Genomic DNA, 21,236 nt, shown 5'->3' with positions numbered 1-21,236 from the left:
GACATGATCGTTCTTGCGATCGACACGGCGGGTGTGGACTGCGCAGCCGCCGTTTTTGATTCCGACAGTGGCAAGCTGCTCGGCCGCGTCAGCGAAACCATCGGCCGCGGCCATGCCGAGCGCCTGATGGCGATGATCGATGATGCGCTGACTGAGGCCGGACTTACGCTCACCGATATAGGCCGCATCGGTGTCACCGTCGGCCCCGGCTCTTTCACCGGCATCCGCGTCGGTGTCGCTGCTACCCGTGGCCTGGCTCTTGCACTCGGCGTGGAATGCGTCGGCGTCTCGACACTGGAAGTGCTGGCACAGACTGCATCCGAATCCGACAAACCGGTTCTCGCCGCCATCAACGCCCATCGCGATGAAGTCTATGCTCAGAGCTTTGAGGCCGGCATGCCCCTTGGTGAGCCGCTGCTGCTCGAACTCGACGATTACCTCGCCCGCGCCGCTGTTACCGGGACCGTCCTCGTCGGCTCCGCCTCGGCCCTCGTCGCAGACCGGAATGCCGAAACCGGCCCTGATCACTATCCGATCGAGATCGTTGCTCGCATTTCAGCAACGGCGAAAGCTCAGGGCAAGCCGAAGCCGCTTTATCTGCGCGGACCGGATGCGAAACCGCAGACCGGGTTTGCCGTATCGAGAGCCTGACATGCGCGACAGCCTGTTCTACCGCCAGCCCGAATTCGAAATCGTCCCCATGACCTCGGACCATTGCCGTGCAGTCGCCGAACTGCATGGTCAGCGCTTCCCGCGCGCCTGGGGCGATGGTGAGTTCCTCAGCCTGCTGCTCCAGCCCAACAGCTTCGGCTTTGCTGCCTGGCAGACCAACACGCTGATCTTCAAGGCGCCGCTCGCGGGTTTCGTGCTGTCCCGAGAAGTGGCCGGCGAGGCCGAGATCCTGACGATCGCCGTCGGTGAGAAGGTCGCCCGCTTCGGTCTCGGCTGGCGCCTCATGCAGGCGGCCCTGCGCGAGGCAAAGGGCAGGGGTGGCGAATCCATGTTCCTCGAGGTCGATGACGGCAACCACGCAGCCCTCGGCCTCTACCGCAAGCTCGGCTTCGAAAAGGCTGGCGAGCGTCCGGCCTATTACACCGATGAAAACGGCCGCCGGTCCTCCGCGCTTGTCATGCGTCGCGATCTTCGCTAACCGGTCCGTTGGACGAACCGACCATCTGCGGATATGCTGAGCCTATGAATGACGCCCTGAAATCGCTGGAAACGCTGTGCGCCGAACGGGGCATGCGCATGACCGAGCAGCGCCGCGTCATTGCCCGCATCCTGGAAGACTCCGACGATCACCCCGATGTTGAAGAGCTCTATCGTCGTTCCTCCAAGATCGACGCCAAGATTTCGATCTCGACCGTCTACCGCACCGTCAAGCTCTTCGAGGACGCCGGCATCATCGAGCGTCACGATTTTCGCGACGGCCGCTCGCGTTACGAGACCGTCCCGGAAGAGCACCACGATCACCTGATCGACCTGAAGACCGGCACCGTCGTCGAATTCCATTCACCGGAAATCGAAGCGCTCCAGGAGCGCATCGCCCGCGAACACGGCTTCCGCCTCGTCGGTCACCGGCTCGAACTCTACGGCATCCCGCTGTCGAAAGACGAGAAGTGAGCCAATGCCCGCCACGCCTGTGAGGCCCGCGTGATCAACTGGCTGAGGGTCGGCTTTTTCCTCCTGGTGCTGCTGGTCGTCTCTGGCCTGATGATCCCCGTTCAGCTTCTGGCGCTACGCTTCGATTGGCCCCTCCGCCGCCGTCTTCCGCGCTACTGGCATCGCTTGGCGCTCTGGTTCCTCGGCATCCGCGTTCATGTCCATGGCACGCTCGAAACGAACCGCCCCCTGATGATCGCCGCCAACCACGCCTCGTGGAAGGACATCCTCGTCCTCGGCTCGCTGGCCGATGTCGCCTTCATCGCCAAGACCGAGGTCGCCTCCTGGCCGGTCTTCGGTTTCCTTGCCAGGCTGCAGAAGACGATCTTCGTGGTGCGCGAGGAAAAGCGCCGCACCGGCGAGCAGGTCAACGAGATCGCCGCCCGCATGGCCGATGGCGAAATCGTCGTGCTCTTCCCGGAAGGCACGACATCAGATGGCAACCGCATTCTCGGCATCAAGTCTTCGCTCTTTGGGGCCGCTGCCGCTGCTTTGCCGAACGAGGGGGATGGGGTCGTCCACGTCCAGCCCGTCGCCATCGCCTATACCCGTGTCCAAGGCATGCCGATGGGCCGCTACTATCGCCCGATCGCCGGTTGGCCGGGCGATACGGGCCTCATGGAGCACCTGATCGGTGTGTTGCGCGCCGGCGCGCTCGATGTCGATGTCACCTTCGGCGAGACGGTGGAGTTCAAAAGAGGCGACAGCCGCAAGGAGCTGGCTGCCCGAACCGAGGGGCAGTTGCGCGCAATGCTGCTCGCTCATCTGCGCGGCCGCTATCGTCGCTAGAAGGCTTCGGCAATTTTTCAGTTTAATCGTGGGCCGAAAACCACTAAATAGCGCGCCATGACCCAGGAAACCGCGAGCCTCTCAGATACCCCGGCGCCGGGCGCCAACACGCGCAAGGTCTTCATCAAGACCTATGGCTGCCAGATGAACGTCTATGACAGCGGCCGCATGGCCGATGCCCTGGCGGCGGATGGATATGCCCCGACCGAGGTCATGGAAGAGGCCGATCTCGTCCTGCTCAATACCTGCCATATCCGCGAGAAGGCTGCCGAAAAGGTCTATTCGGCGCTGGGCCGTCTGCGCGAGCATAAGAAGGTGCGTGCGGCAGAAGGCAAGGAATTCATGATCGGCGTCGCCGGCTGCGTCGCCCAGGCCGAAGGCGAAGAGATCTCCCGCCGCGAACCTGCCGTCGACGTGGTCATCGGCCCGCAGACCTATCACCGCCTGCCGCAGGCCCTGCACAAGGCCCGCGCCGGAGAGCGCGTGGTCGATACCGAATACGCGCTGGAAGACAAATTCGAGCACCTGCCGGATCCGACAAAGGTCATCGGCAAGCCGCGCTCGGTGACCGCTTTCCTCACCGTTCAGGAAGGCTGCGACAAGTTTTGCACCTTCTGCGTGGTGCCTTACACCCGTGGCTCCGAGGTCTCCCGCCCGCTCACACAGTTGCTAACGGAAGCCCGCCGTCTGGTGGATTCTGGCGTACGCGAACTGACCTTGCTTGGCCAGAACGTCAATGCCTGGCATGGCGAAGACGAGAAGGGCAGGGCGATCGGCCTCGGCGACCTCCTCTACAAGCTCGCCGAAATCCCGGGCCTTGCCCGGCTACGCTACACGACGAGCCATCCGCGCGACATGGATGACCGCCTGATCGAGGCCCATCGCGACCTGCGGATGCTGATGCCCTATCTGCATTTGCCGGTGCAGGCTGGCTCCGACCGGATCTTGAAGGCGATGAACCGCCGCCACAAGGCGTCCGAATATGTCGCCCTCATCGAGCGCATTCGCTCCGTCCGTCCCGATATCGCTCTTTCAGGCGATTTCATTGTCGGGTTCCCCGGCGAGACGGATCAGGATTTCGAAGACACGATGGCCCTCGTGCGCGAAGTGAACTACGCGCAGGCTTATTCGTTTAAGTATTCGACACGTCCCGGAACACCCGGTGCCGATCTGCCCGATCACGTGGCCGAGGATGTGAAGACGGAACGCCTGGCACGGCTCCAGGCGCTGTTGCTGGAACAGCAGCAGGCCTTCATGCAGTCGATGGTCGGCAAGACCATGGATCTGCTCCTGGAGAAGCCGGGCCGCATGCCGGGACAGCTGATTGGACGCTCGCCCTGGCTGCAGTCTGTGAATGTTGATGCAATGTCATCGCAAATCGGTGACATTATACAGGTACGAATCACCGCAGCCGGCCCAAACAGCTTGTTTGCCGAGGTGGCAGAGGGTTAGAGTGAGGGCCTGAACCTGATCGCAACAGGAGCCTGATCGCTTGAACGCAACAGAAGTGGTTTCTTCACCCTCGCGCAATGTCCGCAACCCTGCGACCGACGCCAATCACTTCATCTTGACGTTCGAGAATAACAGGCTTGCGAGCGAGCTTTTCGGCCAGTTCGACCAGCATCTGAAATTGCTTGAGCAGCGCCTCCAGATCGAGGCCCATGCCCGCGGCAATTCCGTTGCCATTACGGGTGAACTTCAGGCGACCAACCAGGCCCGCCGTGCGCTCGATTTCCTCTATGCCCGTCTGCAGAGCGGCGGCTCGGTCGAAGCCTCCGATGTCGAAGGTGCAATCCGCATGGCAGTGGCAGCCGACGACCAGCTCACCCTGCCGACGCTGGAACGCAAGGCCAAGCTCTCCATGGCGCAGATCTCCACCCGCAAAAAGACGATCGCTGCCCGCACGCCCACTCAGGACGCCTATATGCGCGCTCTGGAGCGTTCCGAGCTGGTCTTCGGCGTCGGGCCCGCCGGCACCGGCAAGACCTATCTCGCTGTCGCCCATGCAGCCCAGCTTCTGGAACGCGGCATCGTCGACAAGATCATCCTATCCCGTCCCGCCGTTGAAGCCGGTGAGCGCCTGGGCTTCCTGCCGGGTGACATGAAGGAAAAGGTCGATCCGTATCTGCGCCCGCTCTATGACGCGCTCTACGACATGATCCCCGGCGACAAGGTCGAACGCGCGATCACCGCCGGCGTCATCGAGATCGCACCGCTCGCCTTCATGCGCGGTCGCACGCTCGCCAATGCCGCCATCATCCTCGACGAGGCACAGAACACCACATCCATGCAGATGAAGATGTTCCTCACCCGTCTTGGCGAAAACGGCCGCATGATCATTACCGGTGACCCAAGTCAGGTCGACCTGCCGCGTGGCGTAACCTCGGGCCTCGTCGAGGCCTTGCAGGTGCTGAAGGGCGTGGAAGGCGTGTCTGTCGTCCGCTTCAAGGATACGGATGTGGTGCGCCACCCGCTTGTCGGCCGCATCGTGCAGGCCTATGACGCCAAGTACAAGGTACAGGACGAGAGCGAGCAGAGCGAGCACTGAGCCCGCTCTGCGATCAAACGATGAGCCAGTTGGACATACAGATCGCCGTCGAGGCAGACGGTTGGGCAGACGAGACCGCGCTGGAGGCTTTGGCCCTTCGCGTTCTCGGCGTGGCCGAAACCTATATGGCGGCCAAGGAAAGCCAGCCCTTCCCGAAGCAGCCGACGGAAGTCTCGCTCGTCTTCGGTGATGACGAGATGATCCGCGAGATCAATGCCGAATGGCGCAACAAGGACAAGCCGACCAACGTCCTGTCCTTCCCCGCCTTCCCGGTGACACCCGGCAAGATGCCCGGTCCGATGCTGGGCGACATCATCATCGCGCGAGAGACCGTCGAGCGCGAGGCAGTCGAACTCGACAAGAGTTTTGAGCACCATCTGACCCATTTGATGGTCCATGGATTCCTGCATCTCTTCGGCTACGATCACATCGAAATTGACGATGCAGAGAAAATGGAATCGCTAGAGACTCGCATTCTGGCGGAACTTGGCCTATCTGACCCCTATGCGGGACAAGACCCGATCTGATAGTTTGGAACAATGACCGATTTTGCGACGAGAACGGCCCCCGAGGCCAAAGAGGGTAACGAGGGAGCGTCTTCCGAAGAGGGCAGTAGTCCTTCCCGAGCGGAAAGCTCGGCCCGACAACACCCTTCCTTCTGGGCCCGCCTGGGCCGTATCCTGAAGCCTTCCTCCTCCACCAGCCTGCGCGAGGACTTAACCGTCGCGCTGAAAGCTGATGCGAGCTTGGGCGAGGCCTTCACGCCCGAAGAGCGGGCGATGCTTCACAACATCCTGCGCTTCCGGGAAGTGCGTGTTGAAGACATCATGGTCCCGCGCGTCGATATCGAGGCGGTCGACCAGAGCGTCACCATCGGTGAACTCATGACCATCTTCGATGTCTCCGGTCGCTCGCGTATGCCGGTATACGCTGAAACGCTGGATGACCCGCGCGGCATGGTCCACATCCGCGACCTCCTGTCCTATGTCACCAAGCAGGCCCGCAGCCGTAAGCGGGTTGCCAAGTCCGCCGCGGCCCCGAACGGTGCCGAGAAGACGGAAAAGGTTGAAAAGTCGCCGGCAAAGCCGAAGATGGACTTCGATCTCGCCCGCATCGACCTCAGCAAGACGGTCGCCGAAGCCGGCATTATCAGGTCGATCCTCTTCGTTCCGCCCTCCATGCTGGCGTCTGACCTGATGACCCGCATGCAGGCCGCCCGTACGCAGATGGCTCTTGTTATCGACGAGTATGGCGGCACCGATGGTCTCGTCAGCCACGAGGACATCGTCGAGATGGTCATCGGCGATATCGATGATGAACACGACGATGAAGAAGTCATGTTCAGCCGCGTTTCCGATGACGTGATCGTCGCCGACGCGCGCGTCGAACTGGAAGAGATCGCCGAAGCGATTGGCCCGGATTTCGATATCAAGGATCGCCTGGAAGACGTCGACACGCTGGGCGGCCTGATCTTCTCGGCGCTTGGCCGTATTCCGGCCCGTGGCGAGGTAGTTCAGGCCTTGGCCGGCTTCGAGTTCCACATCCTCGATGCCGATCCACGCCGCATCAAGCGCGTTCGCGTTGCCCGCAAACGCGCCGGTGCCCGTCGCCGCTCGGCGACGAAGGGCGAGGTCGATACCCGCGCCGACGGCGAAGTCGATTCCAAGGCGGCCAAGGTCGAGGCTCCCGCGCAGGGAGAGACCGCAGCCAAGGCCCGGGCCAAGGCGCCGGCGAAGCCTCGTGCCACCAAGGCCGGGGTAAAGTCCTCGGAGCCATCGGACGAACCGGTCGCCGAGAGCGTCGAAACCCCGCTGGAAAGCACCGACCGGCCGTCAATCTGACGGTCGGGCTCCACCCAAGCGAAGACCGCGACACGGCTCCCGTTTTTTGGGAGACTGCCCGCGGTTGATTCGCGGTCATAAGGGGTGGATATGCAGGCTTTGGCAGCGAGGATCCTGCTGTTGTGGGGCGTGAGGCGAGCAGGCCTCGCCATTCTCGCAGGAGCGATCGGGGCGCTGGCGCTTCCGCCATTCAACATCTTCGCTGCGATGTTCGTGTCGTTCACGCTGCTTGTCTGGCTGCTCGATGGCGCGACAGGCAATGCCGAGACCGGGCGCGCAGGGTTCTCGTCTTCCTTCTGGATCGGCTGGCTCTTCGGGCTGGGCTATTTTGTCTGCGGCCTCTGGTGGCTCGGCAATGCGCTGCTTCTGGAGGCCGACGAATTCGCCTGGGCGATCCCGCTCGCGGTTCTCGGTCTGCCGGCGGTCCTTGCCATCTTCTACGGTCTGGCAACCTTGCTCGCCCGCCTTGTCTGGTCCGACGGCATGGGGCGAATTGCAGCGCTTGCCGCAGCGTTCGGCCTGCTGGAATGGCTCCGCAGCTTTGTCGCGACCGGCTTTCCCTGGAATGCCATCGGTTATGCCGCGATGCCCGTACCCTTGATGATGCAGTCGAGCCATGTGCTCGGCATTCTCGCCATCACGCCGCTTGCCGTTTTTGTCTTCGCAAGCCCGGCGCTGCTGGGCACGCGCCGGGGTGCCTGGCCAGGCCTGCTGCTGGCCGGCACGCTTCTGTTCGCTCATCTCGGATACGGCGCTTTCCGCCTCTACGTCGACCCGCCGAAGGAAGGGGACACCACCGTCACCGTCCGTCTTGTCCAGCCGTCGATCGATCAATCGCAGAAGATGGAGAACACCGATCGCATCGGTATCTTCGAAAAACATCTGGCGCTCACTGCAGCAGCGCCGGAAGAGGGCAGCAAGCGACCTGACGTGATCGTCTGGCCGGAAACCTCCGTGCCCTTCATCCTGACGGAGAACCCCGATGCGCTAGTGCGCATCGGTGATGTTCTGCAGGATGGCCAGATCCTGCTCACCGGAGCCGTCCGCGCCGAGGAACGTGGGGCAGGTCAGCCGCCGCTCTATTACAATTCGGTCTACATGATCGATGACAAGGGGCAGATCCTTGGCGCGAGCGACAAGGTTCACCTGACGCCGTTCGGCGAATACGTCCCCTTCGAGGACATGCTCCGACAGGTTGGCATCGAGGAACTGATCAGCCTTCCGGGTGGCTTCACAGCAGCCTCTAGCCGCACGCCTTTGAAGCTTCCCTCCGGCATCGGGTTCTATCCGCTGATCTGCTACGAGGCGATTTTTCCGGGTGAGGTTGCATCGGATCTCGCCGGTGCGAGTGCCATTTTGAACGTCACGAACGACGCCTGGTTCGGGGCGACCCCGGGCCCTTACCAGCACTTCCTGCAGTCCCGGCTCAGGGCCGTTGAAACAGGCGTGCCGCTGATTCGGGTGGCGAACAACGGTATTTCGGCCGTTATCGATCCGCTCGGGCGTATCGTGCAGGGACTTTCTTTGAACACCGTTGGAGCTGTCGATGCAACTCTCAGTGTCAATTCTGTTCCAAATCGAGCCGGCTATAATCACGCTTTAAACCTTTGGTTGGTCGTCGGCGCGATGACTTTGATTGCCGCCTTTTCTAGTCTGGGTTTTATTAGGCGCACGAATTGACCAAAAACCCCTAAAATTGCATAGTGGCTTAGACCGGTAATCTGCAAGTATGCTGAAAGATCATCTACGGCGAGCACAACGTCTCGTTATCGTTAGGCGGGCATCGGGTGAGGGTCGCAACGCCAACAATTTGTCAGGACGACATTAATGATCGAGAACAAGAAGAAGCCGAACCCGATTGACATCCACGTCGGGAGCCGGATTCGCCTTCGTCGTACGATGCTTGGCATGAGCCAGGAAAAGCTTGGTGAAAGCCTCGGGATCACCTTCCAGCAGATCCAGAAATACGAAAAGGGTACCAACCGCGTCGGCGCCAGCCGCCTTCAGAACATCTCCAACATTCTGACTGTACCGGTTTCCTTCTTCTTCGAGGATGCGCCTGGTGACCAGCCGTCCAACGCGACCGGCATGGCAGAAGCATCGAGCTCCAACTACGTGGTCGACTTCCTGTCCTCCTCGGAAGGGCTTCAGCTCAACCGCGCTTTCGTCAAGATTGGCGACGCCAAGGTTCGCCGCAAGATCGTCGATCTCGTCAAGGCATTGGCGGCCGAAGCCGACAGCGAGTGAGCTGATTTACCCCTGACAAAGAGAGCGGCCGCAGGGCCGCTTTTTTTATGCGCATGGAAGGATATGTTTACTCACATAAAGATATATTTATGTGGTTGTGTCCTTGTCATCGTCGCTTGAACTGAGTAACGATGCCGAAATCCATACTTTGAGGGGAATCCCGATGCGCGCAAACTACCTCTTCACCAGCGAATCCGTTTCCGAAGGTCACCCGGACAAGGTTTGTGACCGAATTTCCGACGAAATCGTCGATCTCGTTTATCGTGAAGCGGCCAAGACCGGGGTGGATCCCTGGACCGTGCGCATCGCCTGCGAAACCCTCGCCACCACAAATCGCGTCGTCATCGCCGGTGAAGTCCGTCTTCCCCCGAGCCTGATGAAGACCGACAAGAACGGCAACGAGGTCATCAACCCGGCCAAGTTCAAGTCCGCAGCCCGCAAGGCGATCCGTGACATCGGCTACGAGCAGGACGGCTTCCACTGGAAGACGGCCAAGATCGACGTGCTCCTGCACTTCCAGTCCGCCCACATTGCTCAGGGCGTCGATAAGGCTGCCGATAGCACCAACAGCGAAGGCGCTGGCGACCAGGGCATCATGTTCGGTTACGCCTGCAAGGAAACACCGGATCTGATGCCGGCTCCGATCTATTATTCGCACAAGATCCTGCAGACGCTGTCGACCGCTCGCAAGAAGGGTGAAGGCGACGTCGGCGAGCTCGGCCCGGACGCCAAGAGCCAGGTCACCGTCCGTTACGTCGACGGCAAGCCGGCTGAGGCCACCTCGATCGTTCTGTCCACCCAGCATCTCGACGAGAGCTGGGATTCGAAGAAGGTACGCCAGGTCGTCGAGCCTTATATCCGCGAAGCGCTGGGCGAACTGAAGATCGCCGACGATTGCGCCTGGTACATCAACCCGACCGGCAAGTTCGTCATCGGCGGTCCGGATGGTGACGCAGGCCTCACCGGCCGCAAGATCATCGTCGACACCTACGGCGGTGCAGCACCCCATGGTGGCGGCGCCTTCTCCGGCAAGGACACGACCAAGGTCGACCGTTCGGCAGCCTACGCTGCCCGTTACCTCGCCAAGAACGTCGTTGCCGCCGGTCTCGCCGACCGTTGCACGATCCAGATCTCCTATGCGATCGGCATTGCCCAGCCGCTGTCGATCTATGTCGACCTGCATGGCACCGGCAAGGTGACCGAGGACGAGGTCGAGGCCGGCATCCGCAAGGTCATGGACTTGTCCCCATCGGGCATTCGCCGCCATCTTGACCTGAACAAGCCGATCTATGCTAAGACGTCGGCCTACGGCCATTTCGGCCGCAAGGCTGGCCGCGACGGTTCCTTCTCCTGGGAGAAGCTGGACCTGGTCAAGCCGCTCAAGGATGCGATCAAGGCTTGATCTGAATGACGGAACAGGAACGCAGGACGAGGTCGACCGAAGCCTTCTTCGGTCGACGCAAGGGAAAGCCATTGCGCGACCAGCAGGTCGGGCGGATGGAGACCATCCTGCCGGAGCTGAAGGTCGACCTGGCATCACCGGTGCCAGCCGACCTCAAGTCGCTGTTTCCTCTGCCCGTCGACAAGATCCGCCTCGAAATCGGCTTTGGAGGCGGTGAGCATCTCGTTCACCGCGCCCGCACCAATCCGACCACCGGCTTCATCGGCGTCGAACCCTTCATCAATTCCATGGCAAAGCTGCTCGCGGTCGTCGAGGCTGAGGGCTTGCAGAACATCCGCGTCTACGATGACGACGCGACCCAACTGCTTGATTGGCTGCCGGAAGGCCAGATCGACCAGATCGATCTGCTCTATGCCGATCCCTGGCCGAAGAAGCGCCACTGGAAGCGCCGCTTCGTCTCGCAGGTCAATCTCGACCGCTTCCACAAGGTCCTAAAGCCGGAAGGTATCTTCTGCTTCGCCTCCGACATCGACACCTATGTCAACTGGACGCTGCAGCACTGCCGCGATCATGGTGGTTTCGATTGGACGGCGCGCAATGCTGCCGACTGGCTCACGCCCTATGACGGCTGGCCGGGTACGCGCTACGAGGCCAAGGCCCGTCGTGAAGGCCGTTCCTCGGCCTATCTGACATTCCACAAGCGCTGATTCGCCACTCTCTTTGGCGGCGAGGGGTCAGCTGCACTCTTCAGTGCAGCGATACGGTCTTCAGGTCGTCTTCCGCTGCCTTGAAGAAGGTGCTGGAGCGATTGTCCGTAAGCAGAATGGGTGTGCCATCGGCGGCAAACAGTGCCCAGAGGTCCAGCGTCGGATCGATTTCCGGTGCTTCCGGGAAGCAGCGGGACACTTCGTCCGACTTCATCTTCCGGATATAGCCCACTTCGCCGGCACCGAGATGCGCAAGCTCTGATTTGGTCAGGCGGGACGAGGCTTCTTTCAGTAACATTCCGATCCTCCGCGAATGAGGGAGAGGCGGCCGAACATTGCCGCAAGTCTAATTCTGCGGTGGAGATGTTAATTTTCCTTACCAGATGCACGGGATCGTGCCGGATGATCTCGATTGCGAGCAGCCCGTTTCTGAGCGATGCCCCCATCACTTCCATGCCGTCCTCGATCGCAAAGACCCGCTGGAACTGCCGCGAGGCAATGCCGCGAAACAGATAGTCTGCCTCTTCCCGCTCCGCCTGCTTGCCCCGGATGACCAATTGGTTCGCCTCGACGCTGACATCCAGCTCGTTCTCATCGAAACCCGCGACGGCCAGCATCACGCGCAGCCGTTCCACCCCCTTCTGCGGGGGCAGGCGTTCGATGTCATAGGGTGGATAACCGTCGCTGCCCCGAGGCCGCCTGAGCGCACTGCCGTCTCCGGTATCGAATGTGATGAGAAAGGCTTCGGTCGGTAGTCTGGTGCGCGTCATTGCAGTCCCTTGTTCGGCCCGCCATGGGCTGTCCCTCAGTCATCAGGAATATGGGAAATCCCACGGCACCCGACAAGCACTCTCTTGCTTGACAAACATGAACTCGCGTTCCAAGCCTCATGCCCTCAGACTTTAGGATGCCCCATGACAGAACCCCGCAAGATCATCATCGATACCGACCCCGGTCAGGACGATGCCGCCGCCCTCATGCTCGCCTTTGCAAGCCCAGATGAACTTAACCTTCTCGGCATCACGACAGTGGCAGGCAACGTGCCTCTCTCCTACACGAGCCGCAACGCGCGCATCGTCTGCGAACTCTGCGGCGAAACCGGCCGGCGCATTTTCGAAGGCGCGGATCGCCCCATGGTGCGCCCGCTGGTGACGGCCGAACACGTGCACGGCAAGACCGGCCTCGACGGCGCCGTTCTTCCCGAACCGACGATGACGGTCGAGGGCCAGAATGCGGTCGATTTCATCATCGAGACCCTGCGCAACGAGCCCGCCGGTACCGTGACGCTCTGCACGCTCGGCCCGCTCACCAATATCGGCCTTGCGCTGCAAAAGGCCCCTGATATTGCCCCGCGCGTCAAGGAACTGGTGATGATGGGCGGCGGCTTCTTCGAGGGTGGCAACATCACGCCTGCAGCCGAATTCAACATCTATGTCGATCCCCATGCCGCCGCTGCCGTCTTCGCATCGGGCATCCCGGTCACCATGATGCCGCTCGATGTCACGCATCAGTTGATGACCACCAAGGCCCGCGTCGCCCGCATGGCATCGATCGGCACGAAGCCTGCGAAAACCATGGTGGAATGGCTCGAATTCTTCGAGCGCTTCGACGAGGAGAAATACGGCTCCGACGGCGGTCCGCTACATGATCCGACGGTTGTCGCCTATCTCCTGAAGCCGGAGCTGTTCAGCGGTCGCCATTGCAATGTCGAGATCGAACTCCAGTCGGAACTGACGGTCGGCATGACCGTCGTCGATTGGTGGGGCGTCTCGGGCCGCACACCGAACGCCACCGTCATGCGCAACGTCGATGCCGACGGCTTCTTCGATCTCCTGATCGAGCGTTTCGCCCGCATCTGAGCGGAACGAAAAAGGGGCGCTGCATCGGCAGCGCCCCTTTTTCCTTTTTTTCAAACTTCACAAGCTTAGAACTCTTCCCAATTGTCAGCGCTGGCGGACGCGCCGCCTGCTGCCGCCACCTTGCGCGGTGCCGGGCTGTAGGAAGGCGTCTTGGGGCTTGCGCTCGGTTGGGCCGCAGCCGTCCGCATGGTTGCCGCAGCCGCTCGCAGCGCCGATCCCGGCGCGGACGCACCGCTCACCTGGAACTTCGCGACCAGCCCACGCAGCGTGTCGGATTCGCTGCGCAGCGCCATGCTGGCGGCCGTCGTCTCTTCCACCATCGCTGCGTTCTGCTGCGTTACCTGGTCCATCTGGTTGACGGCGGCATTGACCTCCTTGAGGCCGGATGCCTGTTCGCTGGCCGATGCCGAGATCTGCCGGATCAGACCGTTGATCTGCATGACCTGCTGGGAAATCTTCTCCAGCGTCTGCCCTGCTTCGCCGACGAGTTCCACACCGTCCTTTACCTGCGCTGCCGAGGCGTTGATCAGCGCCTTGATCTCCTTGGCAGCCGTCGCGGAACGCTGGGCAAGTTCACGCACTTCCTGTGCAACGACGGCAAAGCCCTTGCCGGCTTCCCCGGCACGCGCCGCTTCGACGCCCGCGTTGAGGGCCAAGAGGTTGGTCTGGAAAGCAATCTCGTCGATCACCCCGATGATGCGCGAGATCTCCTGCGACGACTGCTCGATGCCATGCATCGAGGCAACTGCCTTCTGCACCACCTCGCCGGACTTTTCGGCATCCTTCACGGCAACCGAAACGGTGTTTGCCGCCGTCCCCGCATTGTCGGCGCTCGAATTGACCTGCTCGGTCAGTTCGTTGAGAGCCGCCGCCGTCTCCTCCAGGCTCGCTGCCTGCTGCTCGGTGCGCTTGGAAAGATCAGCCGCACTTTCCGAGATCTCGCTCGTGCCGGCGGCGATATTGACGACGCTGCCGTTGACCGAGGCAATCGCCTGTTCGAGGCTTGTCACGGCATCGTTGAAGTCACGCTTCAGCGCGCCGTATTCACCCGGGAAATCATCCGCGATCCGATAAGTGAGGTTGCCCTGCGACAGTTGCGAAAGTCCGCTACCGAGCGCCGTTACGACATGCTGCTGCACGGAGGCTGAGGCATTGCGCTCTTCCTCGTTGCGACGGCGTTCGCCTTCGGCGGCCTTACGTTGCGCGTCGGCTTCGGCGGCAAGCATGTTGCTTTCAGCGAGCTTATGGCGGAAGCCGTCGAGCGCCTTGGCGACAAGGCCGATTTCGTCCTCGCGATGCTGGTTCGAGACGTCGCTTGCATAGTCACCCTTGGTCATGCGCTCGACGTCGCCGACGAGACCATGGAGTGGGCGCTGGGCCAGGGAGCGCACGGCAAGGAACAGTGCCAGCATCACGGCGGCAAGTACGATCAGGCCGCCGACGATCATCATCATCGTCTGCGCCTCGACCGGCGCGTTGATTGCCGCGTGCGGGATATCGATGATGACGGCCCAGGTGGCGTTCACGCCCGGAACGGCAAAGGGATAGAGAAGGCGGTCGAAGCCCTCGCCAGCCTCGTTGGAGAGACCGGTTACGACGCTGCCCTTGCCGCTCGAAAGCGCGGTCTTCAGGGCATCGGTGCCTTCGACCTCGTATGGCTTCATCAGCAGGTCGTCGTTCGGTGCCACCAGCCATTGGGCGCCCTGCGCGACGAGGAGAACACGGCCCGTCTCGAAGGGCTTCAGCGCCTTGAGCTTGTCGGAGAGGGACAGAAGCGAGATGTCGACGCCGCTGACGCCGATCAGTTTGCCACCGGAGACAACTGGATAGGCGATCGAGCTCATCGTCGTCGGCACATCGGTGCCCTCGGCCAGATATGGCGCGGTGATCGCGCCCTTGCCGCTCTTGGCCGCAAGCGCATACCATTCTGCATCGTATTTGGCTGCGAAGGTCGAGAACTGTATCGCGCCGTTGCGGTCCTTGGACCAGTAGGGTGTATAGATCCCGTCGTCATTGGCGCCGAGATCGGCCTTCCCCTTGACGTCATCCTTCCGTCCATCGATGGCGCCCGGCGCTTCCGCCATCCAGCTACCGAAAGCGAACGGGTTCTGCTCCAGGTTTGCCCTGAGAATATTGGTGATGCCTTGCCGGTCGAAGGACTTGCCTTCATGGCCACGGCCAATGACGCCGGACATGGTGCGCGCGGCACTTGCCAGTTCGCCGATGTCGCCGGCGATTTCACGCGCGATGGATTTCGCCTCGGCGTCAGCCTGTTCCATGGTCAGGGAGTGAACCCGATCACGGGTCTGCGAAATCAGGACAAGATTGGAAAGGAAGAGCACCAGGCCGATGGCGATGCCGGTCACGACGAGGAGCTTGGCTGCGATCGAACGGCTAAAGAAGGCGAACATGGGAGCCTCGAAAACTGAGGATCAGGACGCAGGGACATTCGTTCCACACCCTCATGGCGTGGCCGGGCGCGCTTTCGCGCACCCCGATCACGTCAGATGCTATGTTCCATTGCTTAACGGGCAATAAATCAGACTTGCGCCCGGCTTTGCGTCAGAGAGCGGCGGCAACCTCGCCGGCGTCAGGGATCGACGGTTGGGCGCCGGCCTTGAGGCAGGCCAGCGATCCGGCGACGGCCGCGCGGCGAAGGGCTTCGCCAAGCGCAAGTCCCGCGTCGAGGCTGGCGGCCAGATAGCCGCAGAACGTATCGCCCGCACCCACGGTATCGACGGGTTCGATCTTCAGCCCCTTGGTACGGTGCAAGCTGCCGCCTTCGGCTGCTACGACACCTTCGGCCCCGAGCGTGATGATCAGGATCTGTCCGGTGTCCTTGTGCATCTGGAGGAGCATCTCTTCGCGCTGCTCAGATGTCAGCGCCTCGCGTCCCACCAGCAGTTCGAATTCCGTCTCGTTGGCGATGACGATATCGGCGAGCTTCGCAAGCTCGGCTGCCTCGGCAATCAGCGGTGCCGTGTTGAGCACGGTGCGCACGCCGCGCACCTTGGCCGCTTCCAGTGCAGCCTTCACGGATGCGGCCGGGACTTCGAGCTGCAGCATCAGGATGTCGCCCGGCTGGCTGCTCGAAACCGCCGCAGCCGCTTGGTTGGGGCTGATGGTCCCATTGGCGCCCGGCACAACAGCGATCATGTTTTCCCCGTCGCCGCCCACCAGAATGAGCGCCGTGCCGGTCGGCCCATCCACGCGCGCGACGCTGGAAAGATCGGTGCCCGCCTTGTCGAGAAGGTCGAGGGCAGGGGCGGCGAACTCGTCGCGTCCCACGGCGCCCACCATGCGCACGGATGCACCGGCGCGCCTTGCGGCCAGCGCCTGGTTCGCGCCCTTGCCACCGGCTGCCGTCGCAAAGCCGGTTCCCGGAACCGTCTCGCCTGGTTTCGGCAGGCGCGGCGTGGTGGCAACGAGGTCCATGTTGATTGAGCCGAAGACGGTGATCATGAGCGAGAGGCCTCCCTGGGTTCTTCGCTCTTTTGGACCAGCGCCTTAGTCCTCGTCAACAACCCTGAGCTTGAGCATGCCGGTCCGGCTCTCCACGGCGCGCGACGGGATCTCCTCGCCATCTTCGCGCCCGCCGGGCGTCTCGAACTCCATGGCTTCGATCTTGGCGCCGCGCTTGGCCAGCTTGTCCGAGGATGTGATGATCATCTCGACATCCTTCTGAGCGGCGAGGAAATGGCTCTGCAATTTCCGTGTCCGATCGTCGAGACGGCTCAAATCCTCCATCAGGCGGATCACCTCGCCCTGGATCAGATGTGCCTGCTCGCGCATGCGCTGGTCCTTAAGGACGGCCTGGATCACCTGGATGGAGAGCATCAGAAGCGAAGGCGAGACGATCACCACCTTCTGCCGATGCGCCTTTTGCACGACGCCCTCGAAGTTCTCGTGGATCTCGGCGAAGATCGATTCCGACGGCACGAACAGGAACGCCATATCCTGGGTCTCGCCCGCGATCAGGTATTTCTCCGAGATGTCGCGGATATGAACCTCCATGTCCCGCTTGAACTGCTGGGAGGCCATCTTCTTCTGCTCCGGGTTTTCCGTCTCGCGGATCACGTTCCACGCTTCGAGCGGGAACTTCGCATCCACCACCAGTGGCGGTGAATTGTTCGGCATCCGGATGGTGCAGTCTGGACGCGAGCCGTTGGAGAGTGTCGTCTGGAACGCATAGGCCCCCATCGGCAACCCGTCGGCGACGATCGTTTCCATCCGCGATTGCCCGAAGGCGCCGCGCGTCTGCTTGTTGGACAGGATCGCCTGAAGGCCGACGACATCCTTCGCCAGAGACTGGATGTTGTTCTGTGCCGCATCGATCACCGCCAGCCGCTCCTGCAGCGTGCGCAGGTTGTCGTGCGTCGACTTCGTCTGCTCGGTGATCGTGGTACCCAGCCGGTGCGTCATGCCGTCGAGCCTCTGGCTGATCGACTGGTTGAGCTCCGCCTGCCGGCTGCCGAAGACTTCGGCCATGGTGGCGAGCCGCCCCTGCATCTCGGCCTGTGCCTTGAGGAGTTCCGCGAGCCTCGCTTCCGCCGCTTCGTCGCGCCGCAGAGCGTCTTCCCGCATCTCGGCGCGCGCCCGTGCCCCCCTCAGCGCCACGATCACGACCGTGAGGATCGGGAGCAGCAGAACCGCTGCCGCAAGCCCAAGCAGGAACGCGGGTGAAAGAGTGACTGAGCCGATGGTCACCGACGGAATGTCGAGAATTGTCATGGACCGATGATAGCTGATTCGGACACCGAGAACAGATCAAAGAGTGAACGCTGTCCGCCTCCGGCCCCCTCAGGTTGAGCCGTCATATTTCTTTCGCCACACCGCGAGATGACAAACGTCAAAAGCGATGCCCGAAACGGTAATGATTTTCGTCCGCGCTGCCTGGCCCCGTTTCAGGACGCTAAAAGGTGCTCTCGGCAGGCAACACAACTTTTACCATTTTAGAATTTCCTCAATCATATTTATCAGCAATCGCTGATGTTTTTAGTCCAGGAAAGTGAGTGCCGGTCATGGTGTCGCAAAACGAGAACTCCGATCTGAAAAACCGTCTGCGTTTTCTGGGGCTTGATGACCGAGGCCGAGAAACCCTGCGTCGTCTGGGCCCTCTGATCCACAACAACATCGGCGATGCGCTCGCAATCTTCTACGACAAGATCCGCAAGGTCCCCGAGACGGCCGCATTCTTCCGCAACGACGATCACATGAAGAGCGCCAAGAAGCGCCAGGAAGAGCATTGGGGCATCGTCGGCACGGCCGAATACAATGAAAGCTATGTCGAGGGTGTAACCAAGGTTGGCAAGGCCCATGCCCGCATCGGTCTCGAACCCCGCTGGTACATCGGCGGCTACGCGCTCGTGCTGGAGCAGCTGGTGCATGCGGTCACCCGCGAGCGCTGGCCAAGCCGCTTTGGCCGGCAGAAGTCGGAGCGCCTTGCCGAGGAAATCTCGGTCGTGGTCAAGGCTGCGCTGCTGGACATGGACTATTCCATCTCGGTCTATCTCGCGATCCTCGCGGAACAGCGCCAGGCGGCAGAGGATGCGAGGCTGAAGGCCGAGCAGGAGCAGGCAACCGCGCTTGCCGCCTTGCGCGCCGTTCTCGCCAAGCTTTCCGCCGGCGATCTCGATGCCCGTCTGCCGGATGATTTGCCCGCTAATTTCGTGCAGATGGCGAGCGACTATAACGCCTCTGTCGAAGCGCTGCGCGCGACCATTGTCACCGTGCGGCACTCGGCTGACGAGATCTTCAAGTCGACGGCCGCCATCTCCGATGCCACAGATGATCTCGCCCAGCGCACCGAACAGCAGGCGGCGGGTCTTGAGGAAAGTACGGCAGCCCTGCATGAGCTCACCCAGAACGTTACGCTGACGGCCGATGGTGCAAAGGAAGCCTCTGTGGTCGTCGGCGTCGCCCTCACCGAGGCGCGCGTTTCCGAAGAAGTCGTCTCTCGCGCCGTCGATGCCATGGGCGCGATCGAGAAGTCGTCCGACGAGATATCCAAGATCATCGGCGTCATCGACGAGATCGCCTTCCAGACCAATCTGTTGGCGCTGAACGCCGGTGTCGAGGCAGCCCGTGCGGGTGAAGCCGGCCGAGGCTTTGCCGTCGTCGCCCAGGAGGTCCGCGAACTCGCCCAGCGCTGCGCCAATGCCGCCCGTGAGATCAAGAACCTGATCTCCCAAAGCTCCACCCAGGTCGAGGCCGGCGTCGGCCTCGTCAACAATGCCGGCGACGCGCTCGGCAAGATCATCGTCCGGATCGGCGAGATCAACGACATCGTCGGCAAGATCGCGCTTGCCGCAGCCGACCAGTCCGGCGGCCTGCGCGAGGTCAACACCTCGGTGGCCTCCATGGACCAGATCACCCAGCGCAATGCCGCCATGGTCGAGGAAAGTTCGGCCCAGACGGCGACGCTTCGCGAAGAAGCCGGTCGCCTGGTCCACGCCCTGCAGGGCTTCAAGACCTCCGGCAGCAGGTCGCAAGGCATGAGCCAGAACACCTACCGCATGGCGGGTTGAGACCCGATCACGGCCTCGCATGGCGGCATGATTTGTCGCCATGCGTTTAGAATCTGTTCAGCAAACCGTGACAGTTCTTCTTGATACCTGTTAACCCCGAGAGTCCGCATCGCATCATGAGTACCAAAGCCCAGAACGACCTGTCCGAACGCCTGGAATTCCTGGAGATCGATCAGAAGACGCGCAGCACGCTGGCCGAGCTTCGCCCGTCGATCAAGGAGGTTCTGGGTGGTGCGCTCGACAAGTTCTACGCCAAGGTGACGAAGACCGGAAAGATCGCCGGCCACTTCCGCGACGGGGCCCACATGAACGGTGCGAAAAGTGCCCAGATCGGTCACTGGGACAAGGTCGCCGGTGGCAATTTCGACGAGAACTACGTCAAGGGCGTCACCGCCGTCGGCAAGGCCCATGCCCGGATCGGTCTCGAGCCGCGCTGGTATATAGGCGGCTATTCGATGCTGGTCGGCGAGCTCCTCTCTGGCGTCCTCGTCAAGCATTGGCCTTTCCCCTTCGGCAAGCAGCATGCGAATTCGCTCGGCGAGAAGCTTCGAGCGGTCGTGAAGGCCGCCATGCTCGATATGGACTATTCGATCTCCGTCTATCTCGAAGAGCTGGAAAGCAGGCGTCAGGCCCTCGAAGAAGAACGCGCCCGCTTCGCCGCCGACCAGGCGATTGCCATGGAGCATCTGCGTCGCGGTCTGGAAGCGCTGGCACAGGGCGATTTCGAAGCCCGCATGACGACCGACCTCCCCGAAAATTTCAAGGAAATGGCCGGTCACTACAACGAAACCGTCGATCGTCTGAACACCTCCTTTGCCGCGATCCGCCGGGCTTCGGAAGGCATCCTGACCGGCACGGACGCGATCGCGCACGCTTCCGGCGAACTCGCCAGCCGCACGACCCGCCAGGCAAGCGGCGTGCAGGAGAGCTCGACCGCCCTTCAGCAGCTCTCCGTCAGTGTCAGCCAAACAGCCGCCAATGCCGAGCGCGCTTCGCAGGAGGTGCGCGACACGCAGCTTCAGGCAAAGACCTCGGGCACCGTCGTCTCCCAGGCCGTCTCCGCCATGGGTGCGATCGAAAAATCTTCCACCGAGATCTCCAAGATCATCGGCGTCATCGACGAGATCGCCTTCCAGACAAACCTTCTGGCTCTGAACGCAGGCGTCGAGGCCGCGCGCGCCGGGGATGCCGGCAAGGGCTTTGCCGTTGTCGCCCAGGAAGTCCGCCAGCTTGCCCAGCGCTCAGCCGACGCCGCCAAGGAAATCAAGCAACTGATTTCCCAGAGCTCGACCCAGGTAAAGGAAGGCGTCAGCCTCGTCACCGGCACCGGCGAGGCGCTGAACGACATCATCACCCGCATCGACGCCATCGACACCTTCGTCTCGGATATCGCAGCCGCCGCGAAGGATCAGGCGATCGGCCTTAACGAGGTCAACCAGTCCACCCGCAACATGGATCTGCTGACCCATGAGAACAGCGACATGGTGGAGCGCACCTCGGACGAGACGCGCCGTCTGCGTGCAGAGGTCGCCGGTCTCGTCGAGCAGCTGTCGCAGATCCGCACCCGTACCGACGCCGCCCCGCAGGCGCGCCGCATCATGGAACGTCGGGTCGCCTGATCCGGCTCAGAATCGGAGAAACGGAAGCGTTTTTT

Annotated in this window: 19 protein-coding genes and 1 pseudogene; 15 read left to right on the top strand and 5 right to left on the bottom strand. The window is 61.9% G+C overall.

The genetic code is table 11. The annotated features are described in order from the left end of the window. The first annotated feature begins 3 nt into the window (after positions 1 to 3). From tsaB to trmB, 12 genes are all read left to right on the top strand, one after another. A complete protein-coding gene (gene tsaB, locus AC02Y0_RS16770) occupies positions 4 to 651 on the top strand; it encodes a tRNA (adenosine(37)-N6)-threonylcarbamoyltransferase complex dimerization subunit type 1 TsaB (RefSeq protein ID WP_476380004.1) in 648 nt (215 codons plus the stop codon). 1 nt (position 652) lies between these two features. After that, entirely contained in the window at positions 653 to 1,150 is a 498-nt protein-coding gene (locus AC02Y0_RS16765; RefSeq protein WP_307370210.1) for a GNAT family N-acetyltransferase, read from the top strand. A gap of 44 nt (positions 1,151 to 1,194) precedes the next feature. Then, complete coding sequence (locus tag AC02Y0_RS16760) at positions 1,195 to 1,623, top strand: Fur family transcriptional regulator (protein WP_102020778.1); 429 nt, start codon at positions 1,195 to 1,197, stop codon at positions 1,621 to 1,623. A 33-nt stretch (positions 1,624 to 1,656) separates the two neighbouring features. Continuing rightward, positions 1,657 to 2,451 carry a lyso-ornithine lipid O-acyltransferase gene (olsA, locus tag AC02Y0_RS16755; RefSeq protein WP_476384063.1) on the top strand — a complete coding sequence of 265 codons (795 nt, stop codon included), beginning with the start codon at positions 1,657 to 1,659 and terminating at the stop codon, positions 2,449 to 2,451. A 57-nt stretch (positions 2,452 to 2,508) separates the two neighbouring features. Next, positions 2,509 to 3,903 (top strand): tRNA (N6-isopentenyl adenosine(37)-C2)-methylthiotransferase MiaB, encoded by a 1,395-nt coding sequence (miaB, locus tag AC02Y0_RS16750; RefSeq protein WP_476380003.1) that lies wholly within the window; start codon positions 2,509 to 2,511, stop codon positions 3,901 to 3,903. Positions 3,904 to 3,943: 40 nt separating this feature from the next. Further along, the gene (locus AC02Y0_RS16745) at positions 3,944 to 4,999 is read left to right on the top strand and encodes a PhoH family protein (RefSeq protein ID WP_307370203.1); all 1,056 of its coding nucleotides are present in this window, start codon (positions 3,944 to 3,946) and stop codon (positions 4,997 to 4,999) included. A gap of 20 nt (positions 5,000 to 5,019) precedes the next feature. Then, complete coding sequence (ybeY, locus tag AC02Y0_RS16740) at positions 5,020 to 5,526, top strand: rRNA maturation RNase YbeY (protein ID WP_476380002.1); 507 nt, start codon at positions 5,020 to 5,022, stop codon at positions 5,524 to 5,526. Between the two features lie 12 nt (positions 5,527 to 5,538). Next, a complete protein-coding gene (locus AC02Y0_RS16735) occupies positions 5,539 to 6,840 on the top strand; it encodes a hemolysin family protein (protein ID WP_476380001.1) in 1,302 nt (433 codons plus the stop codon). Between the two features lie 90 nt (positions 6,841 to 6,930). Further along, positions 6,931 to 8,520 carry an apolipoprotein N-acyltransferase gene (gene lnt / locus AC02Y0_RS16730; RefSeq protein ID WP_476380000.1) on the top strand — a complete coding sequence of 530 codons (1,590 nt, stop codon included), beginning with the start codon at positions 6,931 to 6,933 and terminating at the stop codon, positions 8,518 to 8,520. A 147-nt stretch (positions 8,521 to 8,667) separates the two neighbouring features. Then, complete coding sequence (locus AC02Y0_RS16725; protein ID WP_102020784.1) at positions 8,668 to 9,087, top strand: helix-turn-helix domain-containing protein; 420 nt, start codon at positions 8,668 to 8,670, stop codon at positions 9,085 to 9,087. Between the two features lie 163 nt (positions 9,088 to 9,250). Then, the gene (gene metK, locus AC02Y0_RS16720; protein ID WP_476379999.1) at positions 9,251 to 10,489 is read left to right on the top strand and encodes a methionine adenosyltransferase; all 1,239 of its coding nucleotides are present in this window, start codon (positions 9,251 to 9,253) and stop codon (positions 10,487 to 10,489) included. Between the two features lie 5 nt (positions 10,490 to 10,494). After that, the gene (trmB, locus tag AC02Y0_RS16715) at positions 10,495 to 11,196 is read left to right on the top strand and encodes a tRNA (guanosine(46)-N7)-methyltransferase TrmB (RefSeq protein ID WP_476379998.1); all 702 of its coding nucleotides are present in this window, start codon (positions 10,495 to 10,497) and stop codon (positions 11,194 to 11,196) included. 40 nt (positions 11,197 to 11,236) lie between these two features. Here trmB and AC02Y0_RS16710 read toward each other — a convergent pair whose 3' ends face one another. Further along, the gene (locus AC02Y0_RS16710; RefSeq protein ID WP_102020787.1) at positions 11,237 to 11,494 is read right to left on the bottom strand and encodes a BQ00720 family protein; all 258 of its coding nucleotides are present in this window, start codon (positions 11,492 to 11,494) and stop codon (positions 11,237 to 11,239) included. Between the two features lie 52 nt (positions 11,495 to 11,546). Beyond that, positions 11,547 to 11,966 (bottom strand): annotated as a pseudogene (locus AC02Y0_RS16705) (Hsp20 family protein); the annotation flags it as partial. A gap of 144 nt (positions 11,967 to 12,110) precedes the next feature. On the opposite strand from AC02Y0_RS16705, the gene AC02Y0_RS16700 reads away from it, so the two are divergent. Beyond that, complete coding sequence (locus AC02Y0_RS16700) at positions 12,111 to 13,055, top strand: nucleoside hydrolase (RefSeq protein ID WP_476379997.1); 945 nt, start codon at positions 12,111 to 12,113, stop codon at positions 13,053 to 13,055. A 65-nt stretch (positions 13,056 to 13,120) separates the two neighbouring features. Here the strand turns inward: AC02Y0_RS16700 and AC02Y0_RS16695 are convergent, their stop codons facing one another. From AC02Y0_RS16695 to AC02Y0_RS16685, 3 genes are all read right to left on the bottom strand, one after another. Beyond that, positions 13,121 to 15,466, bottom strand: coding sequence for a methyl-accepting chemotaxis protein (locus AC02Y0_RS16695; RefSeq protein WP_476379996.1), 2,346 nt, complete (start codon positions 15,464 to 15,466; stop codon positions 13,121 to 13,123). Between the two features lie 151 nt (positions 15,467 to 15,617). Next, the gene (locus AC02Y0_RS16690) at positions 15,618 to 16,517 is read right to left on the bottom strand and encodes a ribokinase (protein WP_476379995.1); all 900 of its coding nucleotides are present in this window, start codon (positions 16,515 to 16,517) and stop codon (positions 15,618 to 15,620) included. Positions 16,518 to 16,562: 45 nt separating this feature from the next. Further along, a complete protein-coding gene (locus tag AC02Y0_RS16685) occupies positions 16,563 to 17,786 on the bottom strand; it encodes a DNA recombination protein RmuC (protein WP_476379994.1) in 1,224 nt (407 codons plus the stop codon). Between the two features lie 290 nt (positions 17,787 to 18,076). Between AC02Y0_RS16685 and AC02Y0_RS16680 the strand changes: the two genes are divergently transcribed. Beyond that, positions 18,077 to 19,582, top strand: coding sequence for a globin-coupled sensor protein (locus AC02Y0_RS16680; protein WP_476379993.1), 1,506 nt, complete (start codon positions 18,077 to 18,079; stop codon positions 19,580 to 19,582). Between the two features lie 116 nt (positions 19,583 to 19,698). Continuing rightward, positions 19,699 to 21,201 (top strand): methyl-accepting chemotaxis protein, encoded by a 1,503-nt coding sequence (locus tag AC02Y0_RS16675; RefSeq protein WP_476379992.1) that lies wholly within the window; start codon positions 19,699 to 19,701, stop codon positions 21,199 to 21,201. The last annotated feature ends 35 nt before the right edge of the window (positions 21,202 to 21,236 follow it).

The sequence above is a fragment of the Allorhizobium sp. nf9_anc genome (genome assembly GCF_056323085.1).
The sequence above is the reverse complement of the archived record's forward strand: the minus strand, read 5'-3'. Positions and strand labels throughout refer to the sequence as shown.

Excerpts from the sequence above, each read along its gene's own strand:
- tsaB (WP_476380004.1), top strand. The coding sequence starts at position 4 with ATGATCGTTCTTGCGATCGACACGGCGGGTGTGGACTGCGCAGCCGCC.
- AC02Y0_RS16765 (WP_307370210.1), top strand. The coding sequence starts at position 653 with ATGCGCGACAGCCTGTTCTACCGCCAGCCCGAATTCGAAATCGTCCCC.
- AC02Y0_RS16760 (WP_102020778.1), top strand. The coding sequence starts at position 1,195 with ATGAATGACGCCCTGAAATCGCTGGAAACGCTGTGCGCCGAACGGGGC.
- miaB (WP_476380003.1), top strand. The coding sequence starts at position 2,509 with ATGACCCAGGAAACCGCGAGCCTCTCAGATACCCCGGCGCCGGGCGCC.
- ybeY (WP_476380002.1), top strand. The coding sequence starts at position 5,020 with ATGAGCCAGTTGGACATACAGATCGCCGTCGAGGCAGACGGTTGGGCA.
- AC02Y0_RS16735 (WP_476380001.1), top strand. The coding sequence starts at position 5,539 with ATGACCGATTTTGCGACGAGAACGGCCCCCGAGGCCAAAGAGGGTAAC.
- lnt (WP_476380000.1), top strand. The coding sequence starts at position 6,931 with ATGCAGGCTTTGGCAGCGAGGATCCTGCTGTTGTGGGGCGTGAGGCGA.
- AC02Y0_RS16725 (WP_102020784.1), top strand. The coding sequence starts at position 8,668 with ATGATCGAGAACAAGAAGAAGCCGAACCCGATTGACATCCACGTCGGG.
- metK (WP_476379999.1), top strand. The coding sequence starts at position 9,251 with ATGCGCGCAAACTACCTCTTCACCAGCGAATCCGTTTCCGAAGGTCAC.
- trmB (WP_476379998.1), top strand. The coding sequence starts at position 10,495 with ATGACGGAACAGGAACGCAGGACGAGGTCGACCGAAGCCTTCTTCGGT.
- AC02Y0_RS16710 (WP_102020787.1), bottom strand. The coding sequence starts at position 11,494 with ATGTTACTGAAAGAAGCCTCGTCCCGCCTGACCAAATCAGAGCTTGCG.
- AC02Y0_RS16700 (WP_476379997.1), top strand. The coding sequence starts at position 12,111 with ATGACAGAACCCCGCAAGATCATCATCGATACCGACCCCGGTCAGGAC.
- AC02Y0_RS16695 (WP_476379996.1), bottom strand. The coding sequence starts at position 15,466 with ATGTTCGCCTTCTTTAGCCGTTCGATCGCAGCCAAGCTCCTCGTCGTG.
- AC02Y0_RS16690 (WP_476379995.1), bottom strand. The coding sequence starts at position 16,517 with ATGATCACCGTCTTCGGCTCAATCAACATGGACCTCGTTGCCACCACG.
- AC02Y0_RS16685 (WP_476379994.1), bottom strand. The coding sequence starts at position 17,786 with ATGACAATTCTCGACATTCCGTCGGTGACCATCGGCTCAGTCACTCTT.
- AC02Y0_RS16680 (WP_476379993.1), top strand. The coding sequence starts at position 18,077 with ATGGTGTCGCAAAACGAGAACTCCGATCTGAAAAACCGTCTGCGTTTT.
- AC02Y0_RS16675 (WP_476379992.1), top strand. The coding sequence starts at position 19,699 with ATGAGTACCAAAGCCCAGAACGACCTGTCCGAACGCCTGGAATTCCTG.